Genomic DNA, 25646 nt, shown 5'->3' on the forward strand with positions numbered 1-25646 from the left:
TTTTATAGTTAAACTTTTCGCAAATATTAATTAAGAGGTGAAGTACAATGAATGGTTTGTCGAATATAGATTTAAAATATAATGATGCGTTTCACGCATATTTTAACGGAGACAAGATGATTAACAAACTGGAGTTAAGAAGTTTCCTGGACAACATAAGCTCTTTAGAAATGCTTGATCAAGCTGTGACCGGTGCTTTTTGGGTAGCACCCAGCGCTAAACAAGCGGAATTTTTAAGCTTTCTTAATCGGGAAACTGTTATTGAATTGTTGAAAAATGGTTTAAATGGTTTCAGCAGGCAAGCCAGTGCGGCCTTGAAACTTTTAAAAGAAGCCTATCCTGAATTAATTAACATATTGAGAGAAGATATTTTTGCTGCAGCTCTAAGTGATAGCTTAAAAATATGTAAAGAAGCAGGGATGCTCCTACTGCAAGAAGAGCCTGATTATATTAATCAAAGACCATGGTTTTTAAAGCGCTTGGCTTCGATTGCTGAGGCCCCCGAACCGGTTGCTGAAAGATTGTCTCTAATAGTATTATTGTGTAAAGAGGCCAATAGCTTTAATTTTTTGCAATTAGAACATTATCCGGATAAAGATGAGGTTGTTGCTGAATTTATTTCGCAAGAGCACTACTTGCCGCTGGCACTATATCTAAGATCCGCCTTAACCAGGTGGGAGCCTGTTGCCGGAGATCCTGCTCATTTAGCCTGGTTAATTAAAGTTTATACTGAAATGAAAAATTCATCTGAGCATAACGAAGGAGAACTGACTCTCAAGGGTCAACAGAAAAATATTTCTATACACAGTAAGTTTGTGTTAGAAGCTGCATTATATGAAACTGCAGTAGCCGGTGCTGACGCAATTATCAGGTGCATTAATGGGCCTGGCGGCGAGCACCTTTGGAATAAATTTTCTGAATACATGTCTGATAAAGATTTGGCTGAGGAATTGCTCCTGTCTTTATCACGTGACCCGAGGGCTTTAGCTATACTGGCTGAGGATATGTTATTGGATACCAGCGGATTTAATCTTTTGCCTACAGCAGTTATTAAAGTTTTATCCCATGGTGTATTAGCTTCTCAGCACTGCTTAAAAGAGATATTGAAATTATCTATTTCCACTGCACTTCTGAATCAAGAAACAAGCAAACTGTTTATGGAAAAAATAGATAAGGATAAGAATAACTTATACCCTTATGCTAAGGATCTTTTTGATAAATTAGTATCGGTGACTAATTAAAGTATTTAAAGCATTTAATTTTAAAAACAGCATAGTGGTGATTATGAGAAATTTGAAATTACTTCTTGTTGCATGTCTGCTGGTTCTTTTTCTTACGTTGTTGGAAACTAATGGTTTTGCCTATAGCGTAAGTATTCTTAATACTGGTTATCACTATATAGCAGATACTAATCAAACCGTTAATTTATTCATGCCAAATTATACTAAGTTCGGTAAAGCGCAGTACTGGAAATTGGCTACCGAATTAGTAGCTGTTTTTTTCGGCTTGTCTAATTTATTAATAGCTATCTTAATAGTTTTTGAAAACCGCAGTTCGTCCAGAACTGTAGCTTGGTTGCTGGTACTGCTAGCTTTTCCTATATTGGGTTTTGTTTTATATATACTTATTGGGCAAAAACCAAGGAAAAGAAAAAAAGTTAAGGATCATTTGCAGGCTGACGATTTGCTTCAGTTAAAATCTCTGCTGGACAAACAATTGAAAATGCTTGATGGCCCTGAGCATGCAATAGATAAGAATATCTATGCTAAAAAGAGATTGGTAAATTTAATTTTAAATAATTTTGAAGAACCTTTTACTATTCACAATACTTCTCAAGTTTTAACAAACGGCCAGGAAACTTTTGATGCAATTTGTGAATCTATAAACAAGGCCGAACATCATGTACATCTGGAATATTATACTATACGCCCTGACCGTATCGGCCATAAAATCAGAGATTTGTTGATAGAAAAAGCAAAAGCAGGAGTTATGGTAAGGCTGCTTTATGACGCAGTTGGCAGTCGCAGTTTGAATAGAAAATTCCTGGAGCCTCTTTGGCGAGCAAAAGCCGAGGTGGGTGTATTTCTACCTGTTAAGCTGCCGTTTTTTCATAGTAAGATGAATTATAGAAATCACCGGAAAATACTGGTCGTTGATGGTAGAACCGGCTATGTAGGCGGCTTAAATATTGGTGACGAGTATTTGAGTAAGGGGGAACTGGGCTTTTGGCGTGATACGCACCTGGAGATTAAGGGAGAAGCAGTGGCTTTTCTGCAGCGTATATTTCTTTTGGACTGGCATTTTGCTACAGGGAATTCGATTGTTTCGCCGCAATATTTTCCGGTTCAGAAGTTTCAGGCCAATCAGCCTATTCAAATAGCTTCCGGTGGGCCGGATTCGGAACGAGCCAGCATACAGCAAGTCTATTTTGCCACAATTTCTTCTGCTCAAGAAAAAATATTTATCACCACACCGTATTTTGTGCCGGATGAGAGCATTATAACGGCTCTTAAAACAGCGGCTTTAAGCGGTATAGATGTAAGGCTTGTTTTCCCGGCCATTCCCGATAAAAGATTGGTTCACTGGGCTTCTATGTCGTATATTAAAGAGGTATTGGAAGCCGGAGTCAAGGTATATTTATACCAGAAGGGTTTTATCCATGCTAAAATATTGCTGGTGGATGGGGTAGTGGCTTCTGTAGGTACTGCTAACATGGATATGCGAAGTTTTGCCTTGAATTTTGAGGTGAACGCATTAATCTATGACAGGGAAGTGGTCAGTCGTCTGGAAAAGGATTTTATTGCTGATATTTCTTGCAGTCGACTTGTTACGTATGAACAATTTCTAAATAAACCTCTTTGGAGTAAATTTAAAGAATCAGGCGCTCGTATATTGTCGCCAATGCTTTAATTTTAATTATGTTGTATTTTACGGTGGTGATTAGGCAATGTTTAAGCAGTTAAATATTCTTCAGACAAAAATAGAGGCGTTAAGCAAACCAAAGGTAATGGAGGCACTTCTTTTAAATTTAGCGGCTGCTCTATTGGTTATCCTGTTCACATATATCCTGATCAAGTTTACCAATAAGCTTTTGGATAAAGTATTAAAAAATAAGGATGAAACCGACGAAAATCAACTAATATCTAATAATGTTTTGCAGGCTATGCGTGTTTTATTGAAGTCATTAATCTTTTATGGCGGTATATTAATTGCAACTGTTATTATTTTGGAAATTTTTAATGTAAGAATTATAACACCCGAAGACTTGAAAGGGTTGGGTTTTATAGTTCTAAAGATTATCGGGATTATAATAGGTGCGAAACTGATTGTTAATCTGGGTCAGGTGATTATAGAACAGGTATTTAATAATAAGGAAATTAGACATGGTTTTTTTGAAAACAGGCGGGCCAAAACGCTAAAGGTATTACTGAAAAGTATTTTAACATATTTTATATTCTTTATGGCTGGCATAATGATTTTGCAAATCTTTAATGTCAATACTAACGCCATTTTAACCAGTGCCGGGATACTGGGTTTGGCCGTGGGTTTTGGTGCACAGAACCTGGTTAAAGATATAATAAGCGGTTTTTTCATAATTTTTGAGGATCAGTTTACTGTTGGTGATTATGTTGATGTAGGAGGATCCATAGGTACTGTGGAGGGTATTGGACTGCGTACTTCAAAAATCCGCAACTGGACGGGCCAGTTGCATATTATACCTAACGGTGAGATTACTAAGGTAACCAACTATAACAGGGGAAATATGTATGCTGTCATAATTATTGGTATAGCCTATGAGGAAGATATTGACAGGGCTATAGGAGTCCTTAATCAGGAGTGTGAAAAGGCTTTTCATGAAGAAGCGGATATTGTGGAAATTCCCACTGTACAGGGTATAATAGAGCTTGCCGATTCTTCGGTTAATGTAAGGATTGTTGCACGAACTGTTGCCGGCCAGCAGTGGCATATTGAGAGGAATCTAAGACGTCGTTTTAAAATAGAACTGGACCGTGCCGGTATTGAAATACCTTATCCGAGACAAGTTAATTACCAGAGATAAAATTATTTCATATTACTATTGTATTAATTAATCCAGATCATATAAAATAAAAGTTGCGATTAGAAGTAAGGTATTGGAGGAATTTCCCCCATACCAGCGAATATTTATTATTTGTTGCATATTTTAAGGAATGGTCTTTAAGTGCAAAAATATTAGTAGGTGAAGAAATAATGCGTCAACTGCTCAAGCTGTTTAATGAGATAAAAGACGATCTAAAAATTGTAGAACAAGAGCTGTACCAAGTTGTGCAAACACCTGACGCACTGTTGACGGAGACCTCTGTTCATCTCTTGAATGCCGGAGGTAAGCGGCTTCGCCCGGCTTTTTGTCTTTTAGGCGGTAAGTTTTATAATTATGACATAAAAAAGCTATTGCCGCTGGCTGTTGCTTTAGAGTTAATTCATATGGCTTCATTGGTGCATGATGATGTGGTGGATGCATCCATGACGCGCAGGGGCATGCCGACTGTGAAAGCTAAATGGGGCAATCGTATATCTGTGCATGTTGGCGATTACTTGTTTGCCAAGTCGCTTATTTTAATATCTTCTTATAAAGAACCCCTGATAACAAGGGTTCTGTCCGATACCAGTGTTAAGATGTCTGAGGGTGAAATACAGCAGATTTCCACCTCTTTTAACGTTAATCAATATTTGAAGGATTATTTTTATAGAATTAAGCGCAAAACAGCTTTGCTGATATCAGCCAGCTGTCAATTGGGTGCCGTTGCCTGCGGTGCTCCTAAGGAAATCTACCTGCCGCTTAATCGATATGGTCACTATATTGGTATGGCCTTTCAGATTACCGATGATATTTTGGATATGGTAGCCAATAAAAATAAGCTTGGTAAACCTATCGGCGGTGACTTGCGTCAGGGAATCATTACCTTGCCTGTTATTTACGCTTTAGAAAAAAGCCCCCGCAAAGAACGCCTTAGAGATCTTATTGTTAAAGAGGTTAAATCAGATAAAGAAGTTTATGAAGCTATTGAAATCATTAAAAAAAGCGGCGGCATAAAGTACTCTTTTGATATTGCTGATAAATATATTCATAAAGCCAGGATTCATTTAGCCAAGTTACCCGATAATACCATTAAATCAACGCTGAACTTAGCAGCTGAGTTTATTAAAGTCAGGAAGTTTTAGAATAAGGAAAGAACAATAATATATTTTAGCGAGGAATGGTATTATTGGATAAGTGTTATCCGATATCTGTGCGGTTATGTGGTAAAAAGTGTCTGGTTATAGGTGGTGGACGGGTAGCCGAAAGAAAAATTATTTCTCTGCTTGAATGCAGTGCCAGGGTTACTGTGGTCAGTCCTGAGCTGACAGAAAGACTTGAGAATCTGGTTGCTGCCGGGCACTTGGTGTACAGGCAGGGAGAATACGATACTGACGACCTGCAAGGTGTTTTTCTTGTTATAGGAGCTACAAACAGTGATCAGGTTAATCAAAAGGTGGCCAAAGACTGTTTTGAACGAAACATCTTGGTTAATGTGGTAGATGATCCGCTAAGTGGAAATTTTTTTGTGCCGGCTCAGGTACGCCGCGGTTCTTTAAGTATAGCTGTCTCTACTGACGGTAAGAGTCCTATGTTTGCCCGGCGTATACGGGAGGAATTGGAAGGCTTATACCCGCCGGAGTATAGTGAATTAGTTGAACTTGTCGGTGAACTGCGCAGCAAGGTAATTAATGAAATCGCCGATGAACAGCAGAAGGCACAGATATTAAAGCAAATGGCAGACGGGGATTTAATGCAATTATTAAGGGAAGGTCAATATGACCGGGCAAAGGAGCTGGTCAAGGATGCTTATTATCGTAGTAGGGGTTAATCACAGGACAGCTCCGGTTGAAATAAGAGAGAGGCTGTCTTTTTCTGAAGGTGCTATTAAAGAAGCTTTGATAAAGCTCAATGCGCTTCCGGCTATTAGCGGGTGTGTAATAGTTTCAACTTGCAACCGCACTGAGATATATGCGGCCACAATGGAGCTTAATGATGGCTTGTATGATATCTGGAGATTTTTATCCAACCGCTCGGGTGTAGATATTTCTGAAATTAAAAATTATACTTATTCACATAGTCTTTATGATACTGTTCGACATTTGTTCAGGGTGTCATCCGGCTTGGATTCTATGATATTAGGGGAAACTCAAATTTTGGGACAAATTAAGGATGCTTATGAATTATCACGTAAACAGGGCTCAACCAACCGGGTAATTAACACCCTTTTTCAGCAGGCTCTGGCTGTTGGCAAAAAGGTGCGCAGCGAAACAGGTATTGATCGTCATGCTGTGTCTATCAGTTATGCAGCGGTTGAATTAGCCAAGCAGAGTATGGGTAGTCTGAACGGTAAGTCTGTCCTGGTTATCGGCGCCGGAAAGATGAGTGAATTGACTGTTAAGCATCTGGTGGCTAACGGTGTGTCAGGTGTTGTGGTATCAAACCGTTCTTATGAGAGGGCTATTAGTTTAGCCAGGCAGTTTAACGGGCAGGCCGTTAACTTTACCGAATTATACAAATATATGACTATGGCTGATATTGTAATAAGTTGTACAGCAGCTTCTCATTATGTGGTCAAGTTGAATCAGTTTCGCTCAGTAATGGAAAAGCGGATCGAACAAAAAATTTTTATTATTGATATTGCAGTTCCCCGCGACATTGACCCGAATATTGCTAATTTACCCGGCGTTACCTTGTATGACGTGGATGATTTGCAAAATGTAGTGGACAGCAATTTGGCTGAGCGAAAACTGGCAGCTGTAGCTGCAGAAGAAATAATTGAGGACAAGCTGGATGAATTTATGAAATGGTTGTCTACGCAGTTTGTGGTGCCTACTATTATTGCTCTTAAAAATAAAACTGAAGCGATTAAAGAAAGTGAATTACAAAAAGCTTTTAACCGCTTGGGTAAGTTATCGGAACATGATAAGAAAATAATCAACACTTTAGCCGGAGCTATTGTCAGTCAGATTCTGCATGAGCCGGTTACCCAGTTGAAGGCCTATGCTGTTACTCCTCAGGGACATTTATATGCGGAAATTCTACAAAATCTATTTAGCCTGAATGTTGAAGGCAAGCGTTCTGAAAATAATATCTGGCCTTCTAATCAAATGTTAGCTGCTGCAGCAAGTGATATTAATTGCGATTTTTTACGGGAGGATATCAATAATGAGAGAAATTGTAGTCGGAACCAGGGATAGTCAACTGGCTCTCTGGCAGGCTAACTGGGTTGTGGACAGATTGCGTGAGCGTAACCCCGGTTATAGTTTTCGCATTCAGGGTATTAAAACCCATGGTGATAATATTCTTGATGTGGCCCTGGCCAAAATAGGCGATAAGGGTCTTTTTACTAAAGAGCTGGAAGTGGCGTTACTGAGTGATGAAATTGATTTAGCGGTTCATAGCATGAAGGATCTGCCCACAGATCTTCCTGGCGGGCTTGCTGTAGGCGCAGTTTGTGAAAGGGAATATCCGGGTGACGTTTTGGTATCATCACAGGGTTATGTTCTGGATAAGTTGCCTGAAGGAGCTGTTATTGGTACCAGTAGTTTGAGACGTACAGCCCAACTGCTTCACTACAGGCAGGATTTAAGAATAGTTAATATCAGAGGCAACCTGAATACCCGTTTAAGAAAAATGGATGAAGAAAAGCTGGATGGTGTTGTACTGGCTTATGCCGGGATTCAGAGACTTGGTTTGAAGGATAGAATCACAGAGCGGATTCCTATGGAAATATGTTTGCCCGCAGTGGGTCAGGGTTCCATAGGCATTGAAATTCGTCATTTAGATGAGGAAATTATGGATATTGTGGAAACTATAGAGCACAGACCGTCTAGGATCGCTGTTAGTGCTGAAAGAAATTTTCTGAAAAGATTAGAAGGCGGCTGTCAGGTGCCAATCGGGGCATATGGCCTGGTAATCGGTAATGAAATTAAATTCGAAGGTTTGATTGCCAGTTTAGATGGCAAGCATCTGGTTCGTGATGTTATAGCCGGGCCTGTTAATGAAGCTGCCAAGATTGGAGTTAAGCTGGCGGAGAGCCTGTTGAAAAAAGGCGGCAGGGAAATATTGCGGGCTGTACGACAGGAGAATTGTTAATGAAAAAAGGTATTGTTTATTTAATCGGTGCCGGGCCTGGAGATCCCAAGTTAATCACAGTTAGAGGCGTGGAATGTATAAAAAAAGCTGATGTGGTAGTTTATGATCGCCTGGCCGGTTCCAGGCTGTTGGGTTATGCAGCTCCACACGCGGAAATGATTTATGTAGGCAAATCACCCGACCGGCATACTTTGAGACAAGAGGAAATTAATCAGCTGCTGGTGAAAAAGGCAGCACAAGGACTGGTGGTAGCCCGCTTAAAAGGGGGCGACCCCTTTGTTTTTGGACGGGGAGGGGAAGAAGCGGAGGTTCTGGTGCAAAACAGTATTCCGTTTGAAGTTGTTCCCGGTATTACTTCAGCTATAGCTGTTCCTGCTTATGCCGGCATACCGGTTACACATAGAGATTGTACTTCAACTCTGGCCATTATCACCGGCAATGAAGATCCTGCAAAAGAGGATTCCAGTATTGCCTGGGATAAAATTGCTACTGCTGCCGGCACATTGGTTTTCTTAATGGGCATGGGTAATCTGCCTAAAATTACGGACAGGCTTATGGGAGCGGGCAGACCGGCTTCGACACCTGTTGCACTGATTCGCTGGGGTACCAGACCGGAACAACGTACTTTGACAGGAACACTGGAGGATATAGCAGACCTGGCCAAACAGGATGATTTTAAAAACCCGGCCATAATCATAGTAGGTGAGGTAGTCAAACTCAGGGAAAAGCTGGCCTGGTTTGAAAATAAACCGTTGTTCGGGAAACGAATTGTGGTTACACGTTCCAGGGAGCAAGCCAGCGTACTGTCTGAGGCGATTGAGGCTTTAGGTGGTGAATCATGGGAATTTCCCGCCATAAAAATTGAGGAGCCGGAAGATTATACAGCCATGGACTCTTCTATTGAAAATATAGTGCAATTTGATTGGTTAATATTTACAAGTGTTAATGGCGTAAAATATTACATGGATAGGCTTAAGCAACATAAAAAAGACATCCGGGAATTAAAAGGTATCCGGCTTTGTGCTATTGGGCCGAAAACAAAAGAATCGCTAGAGCAATACGGCCTGCTGGTGGACTATGTTCCCGGCGAGTACCGAGCCGAACAGATTATAGAAGGCCTGAAAGATAAGGTCTCTCCCGGCACAAAAGTACTGCTGGCCAGAGCGGATATAGCAAGAAAGGTTTTGCCGGAAGCACTGAGAGAATTGAAGGCAGACGTAACGGAGGTAGTTGCCTATAGAACTCTGCAGGGCAGCAGCAGCTCGGAATTGCTTAAACAGATGCTGGTGGATAAAGAAATCGACGCAGTGACCTTTACCAGTTCTTCAACAGTGCGTAACTTTGTGGATTTGCTGGGTAAAGAAAACCGGGTTGAGCTGTTAAATGGTGTAGTACTGGCCAGTATTGGCCCGGTTACTTCACAAACCGCCGTTGAGATGGGTCTTAATATAGATATTGAAGCAAAAGAATATACTATTAACGGTCTTGTGCAGGAATTATTAGCATATTTTCAGTAGTTGATCATAAACTCCAAAATACCATGTAGAAAGTGTGGGCTGCAGATGATCAGTATAACTAAGCTTTTATGCGATTCGGAAAACTTTGGAGACAGCCTGCGCTACAGCAGTGGTTCACGGGGACAAATACACGGGGCTGCGGCGGGGCACGGGCCGGTGGTAGTCTGGAATATAACACGTACCTGCAATCTAAAATGCATTCATTGCTATTCAAATTCTGATAATAAAAAATATGAGGGCGAGCTCACTACAGCTGAGGCCAAAAATTTTATCAAAGATTTAGCCGAGTTCAAAGTACCGGTGATTCTATTTTCCGGTGGTGAACCTTTAATTCGCAAAGACTTTTTTGAATTAGCCGCCTGTGCGAGTGATTTAGGTATACGCTGTACCATATCTACCAATGGAACCTTGATTACCGGAGACGTTGCTCAAAAAATAAAGGATATAGGGGTAGGCTATGTAGGCATCAGCTTGGATGGCATAGGTGAAAATAATGACCGGTTTCGAGGCAGGAGCGGGGCCTATGAGGCTGCTCTCAAGGGTATCAGAAATTGTTTGGCGGTAGGCCAAAAAGTAGGCCTGCGTTTTACAATTAATAAACATAATTACCTGGAGTTAAACGATATTTTTGATTTAATTGAGAGAGAAAATATACCAAGGGTATGCTTTTATCATCTGGTTTATTCCGGGCGCGGGGAGGAAATGATTGATCAGGATATATCCCACCTGCAAACCAGGGCTGCTCTTGATTTAATTATGGAAAGAGCCCTTGATTTTAAAAGAAGAGGACTGGAGAAAGAAATCCTTACAGTAGACAATCATGCAGATGCAGTCTATATATATTTGAGGCTTTTAGAAAAAGACCCTGACAGGGCTGAAAAAGTTATGGAATTGCTGCAGCGAAATGGTGGCAACCGTACAGGTATTGCAATAGGAGAAGTGGACTGGCATGGTTATGTGCATCCTGACCAATTTACTCAGAATCACAGTTTTGGCAGTGTGCGTGAACGCAAATTCGGGGATATCTGGACTGATATGAGCCAACCGGTGCTGGCTGGGTTGAAGGATCGCAAGCCGCTGCTTAAAGGGCGCTGTGCCGGCTGCCGTTGGCTGCAGGTTTGCAATGGTAATTTCCGGGCAAGGGCAGAGGCTGTTACAGGGGATTTCTGGGCATCTGATCCGGCCTGCTATTTATCAGATGAGGAAATAGGTTTAAAATCTGGGGGGAGCATTTAATGTCTTTTCCGATTACACGTTTTCGACGCTTGCGGGCTTCAGACGGTATACGCGGTTTGGTGAGGGAAAACCGGATTCATTCAGCAGACTTAATATACCCACTCTTTGCAACTTATGGGCAGGGCATAAAAAGGCCTGTGGGAGCTATGCCGGGGGTATATAATTTTTCTATTGATATGCTTCTGGAAGAAATTAAAGAGGTCGTTGAACTGGGCATACCTGCGGTAATTCTCTTTGGTGTACCGGAAATCAAAGATGCCTCAGGCAGCGGGGCTTATGCTGAGGAGGGAATTGTTCAGCAGGCTGTCCGGGCTATCAAGCGGTCATACCCTGATTTGTTGGTTGTCACAGATGTCTGTCTCTGCGAATATACGGATCACGGCCATTGCGGCATTATTCAAAACGGCCGGATTTTAAACGACCCGACACTGGAATTACTGGCCCGTACAGCTGTCTCTCATGCCCGTGCCGGTGCTGACATCGTGGCACCCTCCGATATGATGGACGGCAGGGTGGCAGCTATCCGTAGGTCTCTCGATGATTCGGGGTATTGCCATATTCCTATTATGGCTTATTCCGCTAAGTACGCTTCTGCCTATTACGGGCCTTTTAGAGAAGCCGCCGGTTCTGCTCCTCAGTTCGGCGATCGTAAAACTTACCAAATGGACCCGGCCAATGCTCTTGAAGCTATCCGTGAAACTGCACTTGATATTGAAGAAGGGGCTGACATAGTAATGGTAAAGCCTGCCCTGGCATATATGGATATCATACGCAGGGTTAAAGATGAGTTTCCTTATCCTTTGGCTGCCTATAATGTCAGCGGCGAGTATTCTATGGTTAAAGCTGCAGCTGAAAAAGGCTGGATTGATGAGAAAAAAATTGTGCTGGAAACGCTGACCGGTCTAAAGCGGGCCGGAGCAGATATTATTATCACCTATCACGCTAAAGATGCAGCGAGGTGGTTAAAGGAGGGGTAGCCAATGCTGGTCTCTTGGAATACCACTAATGCTTGTAATATGTACTGTAAGCACTGCTACCGCGACGCCGGCGCGGCAGTTGAAGAAGAATTGAATACAACTGAAGGTAAGAGCCTGATTGATGAGATAGTAAAAGCTGGTTTTAAGATAATGATTTTTAGCGGCGGTGAGCCGCTAATGCGCCCGGATATATTTGAATTGGTAGAATATGCTGCTTCTCAAGGTCTGCGTCCTGTTTTCGGCACCAACGGTTCCCTGATTACCGGGGAAACAGCCGAAAAACTAAAGGCTTGCGGTGCCTTGGGCATGGGTATCAGTCTGGACAGTATAAAACAGGCTGAACATGACCGGTTTAGGGCAACTCCGGGAGCCTGGGAATCTGCCGTAGAAGGAATGAGAAATTGCCGTGCTGCCGGGTTGCCTTTTCAAATCCACACCACCGTTATGGATTGGAATTATGATCAGGTAGAGACTCTCACTGATTTTGCTGTGAACGAGGGAGCTGTCGCGCACCATATATTTTTTATGGTGCCTACCGGTCGTGCAGTCAATATAGAAGCAGAGTCCCTGAAAGCAGAACAATACGAGAAACTGCTGCACAGAATTATGAAAAAGCAGCAGGAGGTTAATATTGAGCTAAAGCCTACCTGTGCTCCTCAGTTTATGCGCATAGCAGGACAGATGGGACTTAAACTTCGTTTTCAGCGAGGCTGTCTGGCCGGAACCGGCTATTGCATAATCAGTCCCAAGGGTGATGTTCAGCCCTGTGCCTATCTTAACTTACCTCTTGGCAATGTTAGAGAAACTCCATTTAGTGAAATTTGGCACAACAATGAGGTCTTGAAAAAGTTAAGAACTATGGAATACAGCGGCGGATGCGGCGTCTGTGAATATAAAAGGGTATGCGGCGGGTGCAGGGCCAGAGCTTACTTTTACCATGGTGACTATATGGCGGAAGAACCCTGGTGCCTTTATCACGGACGAAAGGGCTATTAACATGGATTTAGAAAAACTCGATCAATTGGATAAAAAATTGCTCAATATTATTCAAACCGGTTTTCCTATTACAACCAGGCCATATCGGGAATTGGCTGAAAAGCTGGCTACCTCGGAAGCCGATATAATTAACCGTATTGAGCGCCTGCAAAAAATAGGTGTAATCCGTCGTCTGGGCGGTATATTTGATTCCCGCAGTTTAGGTTATACCGGTACCTTATGTGCTATGCAGGTGCCTGAGGATAGGATTGATGAAGTAGCGGCGGTCATTAACTCCTATCCCGGGATTACTCATAATTATTTGAGAGAACATAAATATAATATGTGGTTTACCTTGCTGGCGGAATCTAAAGAGCGGATTCAGGAAATATTGTTGGAAATTAAAGATGTTACCGCTATTAAACAATTAATCGTTCTGCCCGCCGAGAATATTTTTAAGATAAAGGTGAATTTTGACACTGAGGTGTGAATTATGCTTACAGAGTTAGAAAAACAAATCGTGCGGGAATTGCAAAAGGGTTTGCCTCTGGTCAGCCAGCCCTACTTAGAGCTGTCCGGTCGATTGGGTATGAGTGAAACTGAGCTAATGGAAAAAATTAAAGAGTTTCTGGAGCGAGGTTTGCTCCGTCGTCTTGGCGCGGCTGTACGTCACCAGGATTTGGGTTATGTTGCTAATGCCATGATTGTCTGGGAAGTGCCCGGAGAGCAAGTATTGCAGGCAGGTCAGACTATGTCCGATTTTGCGGAAGTAAGCCATTGTTATCAAAGACCGGTTTATGCCGACTGGCCGTATAACTTATTTACTATGGTTCACGGGCAGGATGAAGCAGCTTGTCAAAAAATAGCTGAAAGGCTCTCTCAAGCTACCGGTATAAAAAAATATAAGTTATTGTTCAGTACGGCGGAATTGAAGAAAAGTACTATGAAGTATTTTGTTTAATAGATTAATAATCTTTAAAGGCCGGTGATCCCATGCACAAAGGTTTTGACAAATCAAAAGCTATGTTTGAAGATGCAAAGAAATATATTCCCGGTGGAGTGAACAGCCCCGTAAGAGCTTTTAAATCAGTTAATTTAGATCCACCCTTTATAGAGCGAGGCAATGGCTCAAAAATAACTGATGCAGACGGGAATATCTATATAGACTATGTTGGCTCCTGGGGCCCTCTAATTCTGGGACACCGTCACCCGGAAGTCATTAACGCGCTGCGTGATTATCTCGAGTCGGGCACCAGCTATGGAGCGCCTACAGAATTAGAAACAGAGCTGGCAAAAATGATTATAGAGGCTGTTCCTTCAGTGGAAATGGTGCGCATGGTCAATTCCGGCACTGAGGCTACCATGAGTGCCTTGCGCCTGGCCCGCGGCTACACAGGCAGAGATAAGATTGTTAAATTTGAAGGCAGCTATCACGGTCATGCTGACTTCCTGCTGATTAAAGCAGGTTCCGGAGCTTTGACTCTGGGCGTGCCTACAAGTCCCGGGGTACCCGCTAACACCGCCGCTAATACCATAACGGCTGCTTTTAATAATACAGATATGCTAAAAGAGATATTTGCTCTGGAAGGAAAAAATATTGCTGCAGTAATTGTTGAACCGGTTGCCGGAAATATGGGAGTCGTATCTCCACAGCCGGGTTTTTTGGAGAGCCTTAGGGATATAACTATGTCTTATGGCAGTCTTTTAATTTTTGATGAGGTTATGACTGGTTTTAGGGTGGCTTACGGGGGTGCGCAGTCTCTTTATGGCATTGAACCTGATTTGACTTGTTTTGGCAAGGTTATTGGCGGTGGCTTACCGGTAGGCGCTTATGGCGGGAAAAAGCAAATCATGGAGATGATATCACCGGCAGGTCCGGTTTATCAAGCCGGTACACTTTCCGGTAATCCACTGGCAGTTACTGCCGGTATAGCAACGTTGAGGGTGTTGCAGAGGCCGGGTGTTTATGAAATGCTGGAAAAAAAGTCAGCTGCTTTAGCTGCCGGTTTGGCCGAAGCCGCTGCGGATTGCGGCGCCAGGGTAAACTTCAACAGGGTAGGTTCCATGCTTTGCGGCTTTTTTACGGATCAAAAGGTAACTGACTATGCTACCGCGGCAACAGCGGATACCGGCAAGTATGCTAAATTCTTTAGGGCTATGCTGCAGGAAGGAATTTATTTGGCCCCGTCACAATTTGAAGCTGCCTTTATGTCATTAGTCCATAGTGAAGAGGACATAGCCAAAACTGTTGAAGCAGCCAGTAAGGCCTTCAGAACAGCAATTTAGAGGTTTCTTCATGCAAAGTAACTATGAGGTTAATGCTTAAGAATGGGTGTTGCGTGTTTTTGGATTTACATATGTCTTCAGCCAGGGTGAAATTATGAAAAAAATATATGACATATCTTTACCTGTGTGTGAGGATACAGTTATTTATCCGGGGGATCCGCCGGTTACCGTCAGGCGGGTATCGGATATAAATAAAAGTGATTTGATAAATATATCAGAGATAACCTTAAGCACGCATACGGCTACTCATATAGATGCTCCCAAGCATCTTTTCAGTCATGCACAGGGAATAGACAGAATCCCTTTAGAAGTTCTTATTGGGCCGGTAACAGTATATGAGTTTCTGAAATTGCGGCGGATTGAGGTAAGTCATCTGCAAAATTTACCTTTAAAAGCAGGTGATAGGGTATTATTTAAAACCGATAATTCATTTTTACCCAGGGATAAATTTTGCCCGGATTATACCTGTTTATCTCCGGAAGCAGCGGGGTATATAGCCGAAGTAGGATTAATACTGGTTGGTATTGATTATTTTTCTGTTGATCCCTTTGTTGGCAGTGATGAAAATTATGCTGTAGATAGCCTGGCAGTGCATAAAACTTTGCTAAGTAAAGGAATAATCATATTGGAAGGTATAGATTTAAGCCAGATCAAGCCTGCTTGTTATGAGCTTATCTGCTTGCCTCTTAATTTGGTTAACGCTGACGGTTCACCGGTGAGGGCAATATTAAGAGATCTGTGATACTTTATAGATGGATATTTTTATTAGTATAGCACTATAATTAATTAATTGTAACATGAAGGAATTTGTAGTATGTCAAAGCTACTTCTTATTCTAACCTAATTTTTTCATCAATCGATGAAAAAGTGTGTTTGACATAGGTTGCGACAAATGATATATATCTATGTAGGATTTTGTGAAATGAATAACGATACGTCGAAGCTATATACAGAGAGAGTGAGGAGGGGCTGGAGGTGAAGAGTTTAAGAGTTCCGGAAGCAACTGTTACCAGACTGTCAGTGTACTCAAGATTTTTGGAACGATTGGACAGAAAAGGAATTACAACTGTTTCTTCAGGAGATATAGCTGAAGGTGTTGGGGTTAGCCCAGCCCAGGTTCGTAAGGATTTGGCTTACTTTGGCGAGTTTGGCACCAGAGGAGTAGGCTATAATGTGAAAGATTTAATGCGTTATACCCAAAAAATACTGGGTCTTGATCATAACTGGTCCTTAATCCTGGTCGGTGCCGGAAATCTGGGTTATGCCTTGTGTACACACAAGGGTTTTAATGCCAGAGGTTTCACTATAGTCGGAGTCTTTGATAACGATTTAAGCAAAATCGGTAAGCAAATTCAAGATTTAGAAGTTTACCCGCTGGAAAAAATGCCTGAAATTATTGAGAAGTATAGTGCCAGGATTGGTGTTATTGCAGTACCTTCTAGAAATGCGCAGGAGACTGCCGATATAATGGTGAAAAATAAGCTGGAAGCTATATTGAATTTCGCACCTGTAACTATTAATGTTCCTGAGCATATAGAGTTGCGTAATGTCGATCTTTCGGTTAAACTGGAAATACTTACCTTTAATTTGGGGCTAAGATCGGAAAAAAATAGCAGTATATAAGAAGGAGGTTTGGTTTTGCAGCAGGACCAGTCAGCAAAGACGGGTAGTATGCACGTTCTGGAACTTAAAACCTCGCAGCAAATTCAGTTTTTAGATATTACTTCTCAGATCAATACGATTATCAATGAACAAACTATTAGTGAAGGCATTTGCTACATATTTGTGCCCCATACAACAGCCGGCATTACAATTAATGAGCATGCAGATCCATCGGTTGTAAAGGATATGATCAGGGAATTAAATAAAGTGATTCCCTTTAACGATAACTACAGTCATCTGGAAGGCAATTCAGCCGCTCATATTAAGGCCAGTCTCATGGGGGCATCTCAGACAGTATTTATTTACGGAGGCAGGCTTATCCTGGGTTCCTGGCAAGGTATTTATTTCTGTGAATTTGACGGCCCGCGCCAGCGCAAGATTTTATTAAAAATCACAGGCCAAAATTAACAAATAAAAAGATATACTTAAATAAAAATATAATCAAAATTCAAAGCGGGACAGCCATTCTGGTTGCTCGTGTTTTTTTTCATTAACAGGCGGTTCTTCTGCAAAAGCCTCATCTTCTTCTGTGTCGGGGTTGTCAGGCAGCAAGCTGTCTAATTTTTTTTCCACCGTAGCTACATCCTGTTCGTATTTAAGTAATACGCTTAAGGAAATAGCGACAGCCTTACGATCCATTTCGCTGTTGAGTAGAATTAGGGTTTTTGCCCAATCCAGAGTTTCGGCTATACTGGGTGTCTTTTTTAAAGGCATCTTCCGTAAGGTTTGAATAAATTCGACCATCCTGGCAGCTAGTTTTTTCTTTATTTGTGGAATTTTCATTAAAATGATGGCTATCTCCTGGTCAATAGTTGGATAAGGTATATAGAGATGCAAGCAGCGCCTTTTCATAGCATCACTGAAATCTCTGGTGTTGTTGCTGGTAAGTATTACAAGGGGGATATGCCTTGCCTTTACTGTACCTAATTCGGGTATAGAAACCTGGTAGTCGGAAAGTGCCTCCAAAAGAAAGCTCTCCAATTCGTCGTCGCTCTTATCTAATTCGTCTATCAGCATAACCACATGTTTTTTAGCCATAAATGCCTTTAATAATGGCCTTGACAGCAAAAACTCGGCAGAAAAAATATCTTTTTGAACCTCTTGCCAAAATTTACCCTCCTGTCGGTTGGATTGAATGTACAATAATTGTTTTTGATAATGCCACTCATACAGTGTTTTAGCCTCATCCAAACCCGGATAACATTGCAATCGCACCAGTTCTGTTTGCATAGCCTGGGCAATTGCTCTTGCTAGTTCCGTTTTACCCACTCCCGCGGGTCCTTCAACTAAAAGAGGTTTTCGCAGGTGCCAGGCTAAGTAAACGGCAACAGCAGTTTTTTCGCTGGCAAGATAGGACTGGCGAGCCAGGCTGTCCCTAATTAAATCATGATTCTGAAACAATTCCATCTTCCTACACCCCCTTCTTTATGATAACATAAATTTGTGAATATTGTGGCAACAAAGATTTTATATCATAAAATCAATCATGTAATAAAACCAGTAGGGAGAGAGATTGTTGAAGATTGAATTGCTGACCAGAAATGTAAGTAAAAAAGCCGATATATTAACCTTCTTGGCCAATCAGTCAGGTGTGCAGGCAAGTGGGACAGTTGTGGAAGTACCTGGTTTGAGATTAGAAATAAGCAATGATTATTTGCTCTTTGAAATTCGTTCATGGGATCGAGCTGATCAAATAGTCCCGCTATTGTTTTCAATCAGACCGAATGTTTATTCTCCTACTTACTATGAGCCCTACTCAGAGCAAAAATTATTGATTACGACCCGGGCTAGACCCATAACTGATATTATCCCGGAGCTTTCGGCTATTGAGCATTTGAATCTAGAAAATTCTGAGCTGGCGGGTAATTTTGAAGTTAAATGGCGTTCTCGCGATGTAGCAGTATTGGCAAGGTGCTATTTAATGGTTGAGGGTGAGGTGGCAGTTTGCCGGGTCAAATTTGAAACTATAAATAGGGAAACTGAATATTATGCCCGTGAATGTATTGAAAATATTGTCTTTCATCATGTTTTAATGCCCTTTTGCGCAGATTTTATAAGGATGGAAGAGCCTTCAGTAAGCGGGCCGTATATTGAGTCCTCAGGAAAAATTAGTTTACTGAGATGTTCTCAACTCATAAATAATGTTAATATTCAGGCCAATTTGGAATATTTGCCTGAAACAGATGAAATTAAACTGGTCTTCAGCCAAAACAATTATATTTCTTTCAGAGAACAAAGCGGTGAAAGCAGTTATAATGTTTATTTTTTTGAAGCCAGGGTTCTGACTTCTGAGCTTCTTAGCTTATTGTGCGAATTTCTTGATTTGACCACTCTGGAAATCAAAGCACAAATGCAAAATATCATTATTGATCCTAACCAATTGGTTAAAGAACTGGGTTTTCAAAAAGATCATGAGTTTTATCATTTCTCAAGGAACAATGGTTTCCGAGTTGTTTACAATATTAAATTAGGCCTTTTGCAGTTAGAAAAAAATATTGATCTGACTGAATTAAATGTGGATAGGGAGTTTGTTGTTAATTCTATCATAGCTATTCACGGTCAGATGCGAGAATTTTTAAGCAAGGTGAAAGACTGTGCTGTATAAAATAACGCAGTTCATACATTTATGCCGTTCCGCAGGTCTTACAATAGCCTCCAGTGAAATTGTAGATTTGTTGACTTCCATTGAGCTGTTAGGCTGGCAGAAGGAAAGGCTTTTTTTTAACATGTCAGCAACTATAGTAAAAGAGGAAAAGGATCTTGCAGCTTTAAAAAAACTATTTAATTTATTCTTTTATACTCGGCTTGAGCAGGAAGACGCTGTGGTTTTTCAAAGGGAAGAAATGATGAATAAGCCTCCTTGCTGGGAACCGGGTAAATTTATTGAGAATTTTATCAAACTAAAAAATACTATAACTATTGAGAAGGCCCAATATCAGGAAAAATGCAATAGTTTGGGTGGCCAGGGGATGGGCGGATCCGGCAGCGGCCGGCCACTAAAACCTGCTCTTTCAACTGCTGATCAGTTGCTATTATTACTGAAGAAGGGTGAACCAGATTTTCTTAAAGCTTTTATTAAAGGGCAGGTTGATCAGCTGAAAGCTCTTAAGGAACAGAATTTACCGAAGTTTTCAGTTGCTTTGCAAGAACTGAAAGTCATCATTGGATTGGCGGAAGTGCGGCACCGGTTGTCTAAACAAAAAGAATTATCAAAGGATTCAGAATCAATTGTTTGGCAGGAAAATGAAAAGCTGCTGAAAAAAATAATGCGTAGGGAACTTGAAGAGGCATTGATGAAAAAATGGCCACAGGAGAGTATCCAAGAGGTGGCCAGGCATGTTAATGCAAAAGAAATGGATTTTAACCTGCTCGATGAAGAGCAGGTAGAAGAAATAAGAAACAGTTTGAGGAGATTGGCACACAGGTTAGCAACACGAAATAGCTATCGATATGCCAGAGCACGCCGGGGTATGATTGATTTAAGGCGTACCGCATCAAAGGCTGTGCAGACCGGAGGAGTACCGCTGCTGCTCTGCTGCAGACAGCGGATACCGGATAGGCCGGAAATAGTAGTAATTTATGATTTGTCCGGTTCTGTGGCGCTTTTTAGTGAATTCATTTTGCAATTGGTTTATGCGCTGCACAAGAGTTTTAACAAGGTCTATTCCTTTGCTTTTATTGATTGCATAGCAGAAACCACCTCGTTTATAAAAGGAGAAAATATTAACTGGGAAATAAGACAAATATTAGAAAAAACCAAAATAGCAAAAACTAATTTCTCAAATTACGGACAAGTATGGCAGCAGTTTGCACGACAATATATTAATATAATTACACGCGAAACTATTGTATTGGTGCTTGGGGATGCCCGCAATAATTGGAACCCAGCAAACGAGGAATACTTTGCTCAAATAAGTGAAGTTTGCCGGAAACTAATCTGGTTGAATCCTTCACCCAAGGAAAAATGGTCTACAGAAGACTGTATAATCAATATTTATGAGCCCTATTGCCAGTATGTGTTTGAGTGTCGCAATCTTAAACAGTTAGAATCGGCAATGCAGAGAATATTTTAAAAAATTTTTGGCTGCAGCTAATCTATGACGGCATTTAAATATTTGTCATCATCGCCGTCGTTTAGATTAGTTGTTTCGTTTATAGTTCTTGAAGGTAGATTGCAGCCATTTTTCAAGTAATTTTCCAGTGCCAGGTTTACTATTTCATCAATTGATTTACCGCTTTCTTGTATCAATATATCCAACTTTTCTTTGATAGTTGATGAAGTAGATAACCGTACATAAGTTATACTCATTCTAACACCTCCTGAAAGAATTATATGTATCTGAGTTAGGTATTATGTCTGATATTGGCAGAAGTAAATATAGAAAGTAAGTTAAAAATTTATCTGGATGGGATAATTTATTTATTGTCAAGGTTGCTTTTTAGGATTATAATTCATATTGTAAGATAAATAAAAAAATTTAATAAACTTATAGACTGTAAACATCCTGCTCTGTGCGTGATCTTGTTAGTTTTTAACCTACAGAAAACAAAAGGGAGCCTTGGTCTGATAAAGTATGTCGGGCCTTGTGGTTTTGAGGAAGACAAAGGAAATCAGCCAGGCACCCACCTATGAGGGTGGGTTTTCTAAAAACAATAAGAGTTAACGGCAAGGTGGGAGTCTTTTAAAGATCCCGGGTTCTACTGCCCGGGATCTTTTGCATTGCAATAATAATGAAATGTAACTATAAAAATTATTTAGAAAAACAAATTTGGTGTTGCTTTAAATAAAATAATATGTTAACATAATAAATGTCGCTGCATTGAGAAGAAATACTTATTATGACCTATTAGCTCAGTTGGTAGAGCACCTGACTTTTAATCAGGGTGTCCCGCGTTCGAGTCGCGGATGGGTCACCAAGCGGCCCCATGGTCAAGCGGTCTAAGACACCGCCCTTTCACGGCGGTAACCCGGGTTCGAATCCCGGTGGGGTCACCATTCTTGGAGGAGTTCCCGAGCGGCCAAAGGGAGCAGACTGTAAATCTGCCGGTAGACACCTTCGTAGGTTCGAATCCTACCTCCTCCACCACCACTATTAATGGGGTGTAGCCAAGCGGTAAGGCAGCGGTCTTTGGAATCGCCATTCGTTGGTTCGAATCCAGCCACCCCAGCCAATTGCCCGGCGGCATAGCCAAGTGGTAAGGCAGAGGACTGCAAATCCTCCATTCCCCAGTTCAAATCTGGGTGCCGCCTCCAAATCAATAAGAAAATTTTAATCACCTGTGAAAACCGGGTGATTTTGCTGTTTAGTAAAGAATTTGATTTTTTAGCGCCCGGTTCACGGAATACAAGAGGTATTTGTGATTCGGCATAGAAGATATTAAGAAAAAGAGGAGTGAAAATTTTGCATCTAACAAAAATTGAAATTTATAACGGTATTGGCTTTGCTGATGAAAACCAGGTTTTTAAAGCTCTAGAAGAGGTATATAATGAAATACCTTCGTTAAAATGCGGCAGGTGCGGTCAATGTTGCGCAGATAATCCCAGAATTTCCTTGCTTGAATACATTAATATTTATAAGTATGTCAGAGACAGTTTAAAATTTCATTGGGCAGAAATCGTAGATAAATGTATTACAAATTATTTTCTTGATCTGGTTGAACCTTCTCTCAATTGCCCGTTTTTAGGTGAGGATAATCAATGCATGATTTATCAGATAAGACCTTTTAATTGTAGAGTCTTTGGTCATAAATCAAAGGAAGAATTTGAAATGGATTTCACAAAAGGTATTTTTGAACAAGTAAAAAATTACTGGCGGCAGCATGGAATAATAATTCCTGATGAGGTTATGAAGTTTAAGCCATATTATTGTGAAGAAGTACAACCCTTGCAAGGTAAAAAACTTGGTTTAAAAAACATTACTTCAATTATGAATAAATTAATTGCTGTAGAAAGGAGAATGTTCTCACTGGAAATTATTATGGATAATGATAACTACATACCTTTCTACAAGCATTTTACCGATACAGTTATTGGTTTGAGAGCAAATAAAAAGAAACCGGATGTTATGAAAGAGTATTTGGAGAACAAGCAAAGTGATTTATTGAAAGAATTTTTAGAAAAAGGAAAGAAGTTTGAGTTTTAAAGTGCTTAATCCAATCTTAAAAAGTAAAAAGAGAACGACTCCCTTAGCCTAAGGGAGTCGTTCTCTTTTTGGTGCGGTAGAGAGGACTTGAACCTCCATGAGCTTTTGCTCACTAGATCCTGAATCTAGCGCGTCTGCCGATTCCGCCACTACCGCAAACTCTTAATCAACGATCATAATTATAACTCAGCTACTTGTGTTTTGCAAGAAAAAGTTATATCAAAATTAAAAATTATAAATGTAGAACAGGCTTACGTTTTTACCGTAAGCCTGCCATGCTAAAAATGAAGATGCCTAATTATTTTTTTACCCGGGCGATAGCACCTACCGGGCATGCTCTGAAACACTTACCGCAGCGCACACAGCTATTACTGTTAATAGCATAGTTTGCATTGTCGTCAACGTACACGCTGTTGTCAGCGCATTCCATTTCGCAGGCGGCGCAGGCCCAGCAATCAGCAGCATTGATAACATAATCAAACTTGTAGGTCTTTTTTTCAGCAGTCATGAGTGTAACCTCCTCAATCTTTTAAATTTATTAATATACAGTCAATTCTACAGACAGCACTAAAATCCTGCCTAATTTTTTAAAAATAAAATGTTTTCTGATAACACAAAATATATAAAGAAAAACAAATATAAAAAGACCAGGAGGTAATAATAAATGGCTAAACGCGTGCAAGGTTTTCTTCGCGAAGAGCAGGAAACACGAAACCCTTCAACTGCCGGATATAGACCGGTATGGAAGACTGGGAGAGCTCCTGACAATAAAAAGAGACAACTTTTAAACGGTCCTAACAGGCCTAGTGTTTAAAATATTATTTTTTAAAATAGTTTTGGATAAAGAGAACCCGGGTAAGGCTTTAGAACCAATACAAGCTTTAGTTTAGATAAGCTAAAATAAAAATGAGAGGCGTATGCCTCTCATTTTTTGGCTGGGGTGGCTGGATTCGAACCAACGAATGGCGATTCCAAAGACCGCTGCCTTACCGCTTGGCTACACCCCAATGGTCGGGATGAAGGGACTCGAACCCCCGACCTCCTGCTCCCAAGGCAGGCGCGCTAGCCAAACTGCGCTACATCCCGTTTATTTGATGCAAGAAATATTATAACTAAAATATGTCTCTAAGTCAAGGTTTAATGGAATAAGTATTAAAAAAAATGTCCAGCAGTACAGCTGGACGGGGAGAGATAGAACTCACCAAAGCGGAGTATTACAATTATTCCCGAAGAAATATAATATATACATCGAAACATATTAAAACTGTGTATAATGGTAAATTTTCCATACTATTTGTTTTATTGTGTTTTACTTTTTTTTCACTCAGAGGCATTAAAGAGAAAAATAGTCTGTTTTGGCCAACTCTTCTTATTTTAACATGTGGGTTAAGATTTTGAACTATAAGATTCAGTTAATAATGAGCTTTTGATGAAAACCACCATATTTAGTGATATCTTAATAGCAAATATCTATATGTAGAGATCCGGCTGCTGATTCTTATATTAAGTTTCTCGAGAATAATTTTCATAATTTCAAATTGCGTAAGATATATATATTGTAATGTTCAAGCAAATAAGCTACAATAATATTTGGAAAAGCTATATTCAGAATTATTTACAAATTTGCAATTTCAGTTTTATCAGATTTTTTAAACTTTTTCTTAAACTTAAGAAGGATTTTTTATAGGCTTTGTAGAAACATTAAAATCAAAATTCTTATAATGCTATAAGATGTTTTTCATTGACTCCTACCTATAAGATAAAATGTCCCACCGGGGTAATTGTTTTTAATAAACTCTGCAAAAAATACTGACTAATTAATATAACACTATAAGAGGTGATAATATTGAAACTAGCAATCTCAGGCAAAGGCGGAGTAGGAAAGACAACCATATCCTCGGCCCTGGTCAAATTATTTTCCAAGACTCATCAGAATGTTTATGCCATTGATGCTGATCCGGACGCTTGTTTAGCTGCTGCTGTGGGAATTCCGGATGAGGCTATTAATAACCTTAAGCCTATGGTGGAAATGAAAGATGTGATAACATCGAAAACGGGAGAAGGGGTTTTTTATAATCTTAATCCCAAGGTTGATGATGTAATAGACGACTACAGCATTAAACACAATAATATAAGATTTTTGAGAATGGGAGGAATAAAGAAAGGCGGTTCTTCCTGTTATTGTAGAGAAAATACCTTTTTGTATGCTATTGTTACCTCACTTCTTCTGGATCATAACGATGTTGTAATCTTAGATATGAGTGCTGGAATTGAACATCTTTCCCGTGGTACTGCCAAAGGTGTGGACATGATGCTGGTGGTGGTAGAGCCCAGCAGAAACAGTGTCAACACAGCCAAATCTGTGCAGAAGATGGCTTCTGATTTGGGAATTAAGAGGGTTATGATTATCGGTAATAAGATTAGAACAGAAAAAGACAAGGAGTTTATTGCCGGTAGTTTTACAAATAATGAAATACTTGGATTTATTGAGTTTGACGAAAATGTTTGGGACAATGCCATGCAAGAGCAAGTTAGTGTTTCATCCCAAAAGCTGCTTTCTGATATGGAAAAAATTCAACAAAAAATAATTAAAGAAGTAGCTGGGTAAGGATTGTCCTTAAACTTTTAAATTTTAGTGTGGATTATCAATAAGTTTTTGCCCAGAACCTTATTATCATCCATCACTAGCAGCATG

General features: G+C 40.5%; 25 protein-coding genes, 8 tRNA genes and 1 other RNA gene. 28 read left to right on the forward strand and 6 right to left on the reverse strand.

Translation table 11 applies throughout. The features are described 5' to 3' along the window. Nucleotides 1–47: 47 nt before the first annotated feature. From DTOX_RS05995 to DTOX_RS06075, 17 genes are all read left to right on the forward strand, one after another. Nucleotides 48–1241, forward strand: a complete 1194-nt coding sequence (locus DTOX_RS05995) for a hypothetical protein (RefSeq protein ID WP_015756842.1) — start codon at nucleotides 48–50, stop codon at nucleotides 1239–1241. Between the two features lie 43 nt (nucleotides 1242–1284). Then, entirely contained in the window at nucleotides 1285–2910 is a 1626-nt protein-coding gene (cls, locus tag DTOX_RS06000) for a cardiolipin synthase (protein WP_015756843.1), read from the forward strand. 37 nt (nucleotides 2911–2947) lie between these two features. After that, entirely contained in the window at nucleotides 2948–4060 is a 1113-nt protein-coding gene (locus tag DTOX_RS06005; RefSeq protein WP_015756844.1) for a mechanosensitive ion channel family protein, read from the forward strand. A 170-nt stretch (nucleotides 4061–4230) separates the two neighbouring features. Beyond that, nucleotides 4231–5202 (forward strand): polyprenyl synthetase family protein, encoded by a 972-nt coding sequence (locus DTOX_RS06010; protein ID WP_015756845.1) that lies wholly within the window; start codon nucleotides 4231–4233, stop codon nucleotides 5200–5202. Between the two features lie 35 nt (nucleotides 5203–5237). Beyond that, nucleotides 5238–5888: a precorrin-2 dehydrogenase/sirohydrochlorin ferrochelatase family protein gene (locus DTOX_RS06015; RefSeq protein ID WP_042315462.1), complete on the forward strand. Its 651-nt coding sequence runs from the start codon at nucleotides 5238–5240 to the stop codon at nucleotides 5886–5888. Further along, nucleotides 5863–7257 (forward strand): glutamyl-tRNA reductase, encoded by a 1395-nt coding sequence (gene hemA, locus DTOX_RS06020; protein WP_015756847.1) that lies wholly within the window; start codon nucleotides 5863–5865, stop codon nucleotides 7255–7257. The genes DTOX_RS06015 and hemA overlap by 26 nt, the downstream gene beginning before the upstream one ends. Further along, the gene (gene hemC, locus DTOX_RS06025; protein ID WP_042316804.1) at nucleotides 7223–8155 is read left to right on the forward strand and encodes a hydroxymethylbilane synthase; all 933 of its coding nucleotides are present in this window, start codon (nucleotides 7223–7225) and stop codon (nucleotides 8153–8155) included. Before hemA ends, hemC begins: the two co-directional genes overlap by 35 nt. Further along, nucleotides 8155–9672, forward strand: a complete 1518-nt coding sequence (cobA, locus tag DTOX_RS06030) for a uroporphyrinogen-III C-methyltransferase (RefSeq protein WP_015756849.1) — start codon at nucleotides 8155–8157, stop codon at nucleotides 9670–9672. Before hemC ends, cobA begins: the two co-directional genes overlap by 1 nt. A 45-nt stretch (nucleotides 9673–9717) precedes the next feature. After that, nucleotides 9718–10908, forward strand: coding sequence for a putative heme d1 biosynthesis radical SAM protein NirJ1 (gene nirJ1, locus DTOX_RS06035; RefSeq protein WP_015756850.1), 1191 nt, complete (start codon nucleotides 9718–9720; stop codon nucleotides 10906–10908). Then, nucleotides 10908–11885, forward strand: a complete 978-nt coding sequence (gene hemB, locus DTOX_RS06040) for a porphobilinogen synthase (protein ID WP_015756851.1) — start codon at nucleotides 10908–10910, stop codon at nucleotides 11883–11885. Before nirJ1 ends, hemB begins: the two co-directional genes overlap by 1 nt. Before the next feature lie 3 nt (nucleotides 11886–11888). Beyond that, complete coding sequence (gene nirJ2, locus DTOX_RS06045) at nucleotides 11889–12881, forward strand: putative heme d1 biosynthesis radical SAM protein NirJ2 (protein ID WP_015756852.1); 993 nt, start codon at nucleotides 11889–11891, stop codon at nucleotides 12879–12881. 1 nt (nucleotide 12882) lies between these two features. Further along, the gene (gene ahbA / locus DTOX_RS06050; protein WP_015756853.1) at nucleotides 12883–13350 is read left to right on the forward strand and encodes a siroheme decarboxylase subunit alpha; all 468 of its coding nucleotides are present in this window, start codon (nucleotides 12883–12885) and stop codon (nucleotides 13348–13350) included. Between the two features lie 3 nt (nucleotides 13351–13353). Continuing rightward, nucleotides 13354–13821: a siroheme decarboxylase subunit beta gene (ahbB, locus tag DTOX_RS06055; RefSeq protein ID WP_015756854.1), complete on the forward strand. Its 468-nt coding sequence runs from the start codon at nucleotides 13354–13356 to the stop codon at nucleotides 13819–13821. A 32-nt stretch (nucleotides 13822–13853) separates the two neighbouring features. Further along, on the forward strand, nucleotides 13854–15146 hold the full coding sequence (gene hemL, locus DTOX_RS06060) for a glutamate-1-semialdehyde 2,1-aminomutase (protein WP_015756855.1): 1293 nt from the start codon (nucleotides 13854–13856) through the stop codon (nucleotides 15144–15146). A 94-nt stretch (nucleotides 15147–15240) separates the two neighbouring features. After that, complete coding sequence (locus tag DTOX_RS06065) at nucleotides 15241–15888, forward strand: cyclase family protein (RefSeq protein ID WP_015756856.1); 648 nt, start codon at nucleotides 15241–15243, stop codon at nucleotides 15886–15888. Nucleotides 15889–16121: 233 nt separating this feature from the next. Next, complete coding sequence (locus DTOX_RS06070) at nucleotides 16122–16769, forward strand: redox-sensing transcriptional repressor Rex (protein WP_015756857.1); 648 nt, start codon at nucleotides 16122–16124, stop codon at nucleotides 16767–16769. A 15-nt stretch (nucleotides 16770–16784) separates the two neighbouring features. Further along, nucleotides 16785–17216, forward strand: a complete 432-nt coding sequence (locus tag DTOX_RS06075) for a secondary thiamine-phosphate synthase enzyme YjbQ (protein ID WP_015756858.1) — start codon at nucleotides 16785–16787, stop codon at nucleotides 17214–17216. A 33-nt stretch (nucleotides 17217–17249) separates the two neighbouring features. Here the strand turns inward: DTOX_RS06075 and DTOX_RS06080 are convergent, their stop codons facing one another. After that, nucleotides 17250–18215 carry an AAA family ATPase gene (locus DTOX_RS06080; RefSeq protein WP_015756859.1) on the reverse strand — a complete coding sequence of 322 codons (966 nt, stop codon included), beginning with the start codon at nucleotides 18213–18215 and terminating at the stop codon, nucleotides 17250–17252. Between the two features lie 109 nt (nucleotides 18216–18324). Between DTOX_RS06080 and DTOX_RS06085 the strand changes: the two genes are divergently transcribed. Continuing rightward, on the forward strand, nucleotides 18325–19413 hold the full coding sequence (locus tag DTOX_RS06085) for a hypothetical protein (RefSeq protein ID WP_042315467.1): 1089 nt from the start codon (nucleotides 18325–18327) through the stop codon (nucleotides 19411–19413). Next, complete coding sequence (locus tag DTOX_RS06090; RefSeq protein WP_015756861.1) at nucleotides 19403–20881, forward strand: VWA domain-containing protein; 1479 nt, start codon at nucleotides 19403–19405, stop codon at nucleotides 20879–20881. The genes DTOX_RS06085 and DTOX_RS06090 overlap by 11 nt, the downstream gene beginning before the upstream one ends. A 17-nt stretch (nucleotides 20882–20898) precedes the next feature. On the opposite strand, the gene DTOX_RS06095 is transcribed toward DTOX_RS06090, so the two are convergent. After that, nucleotides 20899–21117: a hypothetical protein gene (locus tag DTOX_RS06095; protein ID WP_015756862.1), complete on the reverse strand. Its 219-nt coding sequence runs from the start codon at nucleotides 21115–21117 to the stop codon at nucleotides 20899–20901. Nucleotides 21118–21307: 190 nt separating this feature from the next. On the opposite strand from DTOX_RS06095, the gene ssrS reads away from it, so the two are divergent. The 7 genes from ssrS to DTOX_RS06125 all read left to right on the forward strand — a co-directional run bounded on the left by ssrS (nucleotide 21308) and on the right by DTOX_RS06125 (nucleotide 22951). Further along, a non-coding RNA gene (gene ssrS / locus DTOX_RS22035) (6S RNA) lies at nucleotides 21308–21489 on the forward strand. 160 nt (nucleotides 21490–21649) lie between these two features. Next, nucleotides 21650–21725 (forward strand) — tRNA-Lys (locus DTOX_RS06100). Nucleotides 21726–21728: 3 nt separating this feature from the next. Next, nucleotides 21729–21804, forward strand: a tRNA-Glu gene (locus DTOX_RS06105). Nucleotides 21805–21809: 5 nt separating this feature from the next. Further along, nucleotides 21810–21895, forward strand: a tRNA-Tyr gene (locus DTOX_RS06110). Nucleotides 21896–21905: 10 nt separating this feature from the next. Then, nucleotides 21906–21980: transfer RNA gene (locus DTOX_RS06115), tRNA-Gln, on the forward strand. A gap of 7 nt (nucleotides 21981–21987) precedes the next feature. Continuing rightward, a tRNA-Cys gene (locus DTOX_RS06120) sits at nucleotides 21988–22062 on the forward strand. 148 nt (nucleotides 22063–22210) lie between these two features. Then, a complete protein-coding gene (locus DTOX_RS06125; protein WP_015756863.1) occupies nucleotides 22211–22951 on the forward strand; it encodes a YkgJ family cysteine cluster protein in 741 nt (246 codons plus the stop codon). 69 nt (nucleotides 22952–23020) lie between these two features. Here DTOX_RS06125 and DTOX_RS06130 read toward each other — a convergent pair. Both DTOX_RS06130 and DTOX_RS06135 read right to left on the reverse strand, forming a co-directional pair. Continuing rightward, nucleotides 23021–23107: transfer RNA gene (locus tag DTOX_RS06130), tRNA-Leu, on the reverse strand. A gap of 142 nt (nucleotides 23108–23249) precedes the next feature. Next, nucleotides 23250–23459 carry a 4Fe-4S binding protein gene (locus tag DTOX_RS06135; protein ID WP_015756864.1) on the reverse strand — a complete coding sequence of 70 codons (210 nt, stop codon included), beginning with the start codon at nucleotides 23457–23459 and terminating at the stop codon, nucleotides 23250–23252. 156 nt (nucleotides 23460–23615) lie between these two features. On the opposite strand from DTOX_RS06135, the gene DTOX_RS23615 reads away from it, so the two are divergent. After that, nucleotides 23616–23765, forward strand: coding sequence for a hypothetical protein (locus DTOX_RS23615; protein ID WP_015756865.1), 150 nt, complete (start codon nucleotides 23616–23618; stop codon nucleotides 23763–23765). A 118-nt stretch (nucleotides 23766–23883) separates the two neighbouring features. On the opposite strand, the gene DTOX_RS06140 is transcribed toward DTOX_RS23615, so the two are convergent. Continuing rightward, nucleotides 23884–23958 (reverse strand) — tRNA-Gln (locus DTOX_RS06140). Nucleotide 23959: 1 nt separating this feature from the next. Further along, nucleotides 23960–24037, reverse strand: a tRNA-Pro gene (locus DTOX_RS06145). Between the two features lie 751 nt (nucleotides 24038–24788). On the opposite strand from DTOX_RS06145, the gene DTOX_RS06150 reads away from it, so the two are divergent. Next, entirely contained in the window at nucleotides 24789–25559 is a 771-nt protein-coding gene (locus DTOX_RS06150) for an ATP-binding protein (RefSeq protein ID WP_422698393.1), read from the forward strand. The last annotated feature ends 87 nt before the right edge of the window (nucleotides 25560–25646 follow it).

Source organism: Desulfofarcimen acetoxidans DSM 771 (assembly GCF_000024205.1).
Lineage (GTDB): Bacteria > Bacillota > Desulfotomaculia > Desulfotomaculales > Desulfofarciminaceae > Desulfofarcimen > Desulfofarcimen acetoxidans.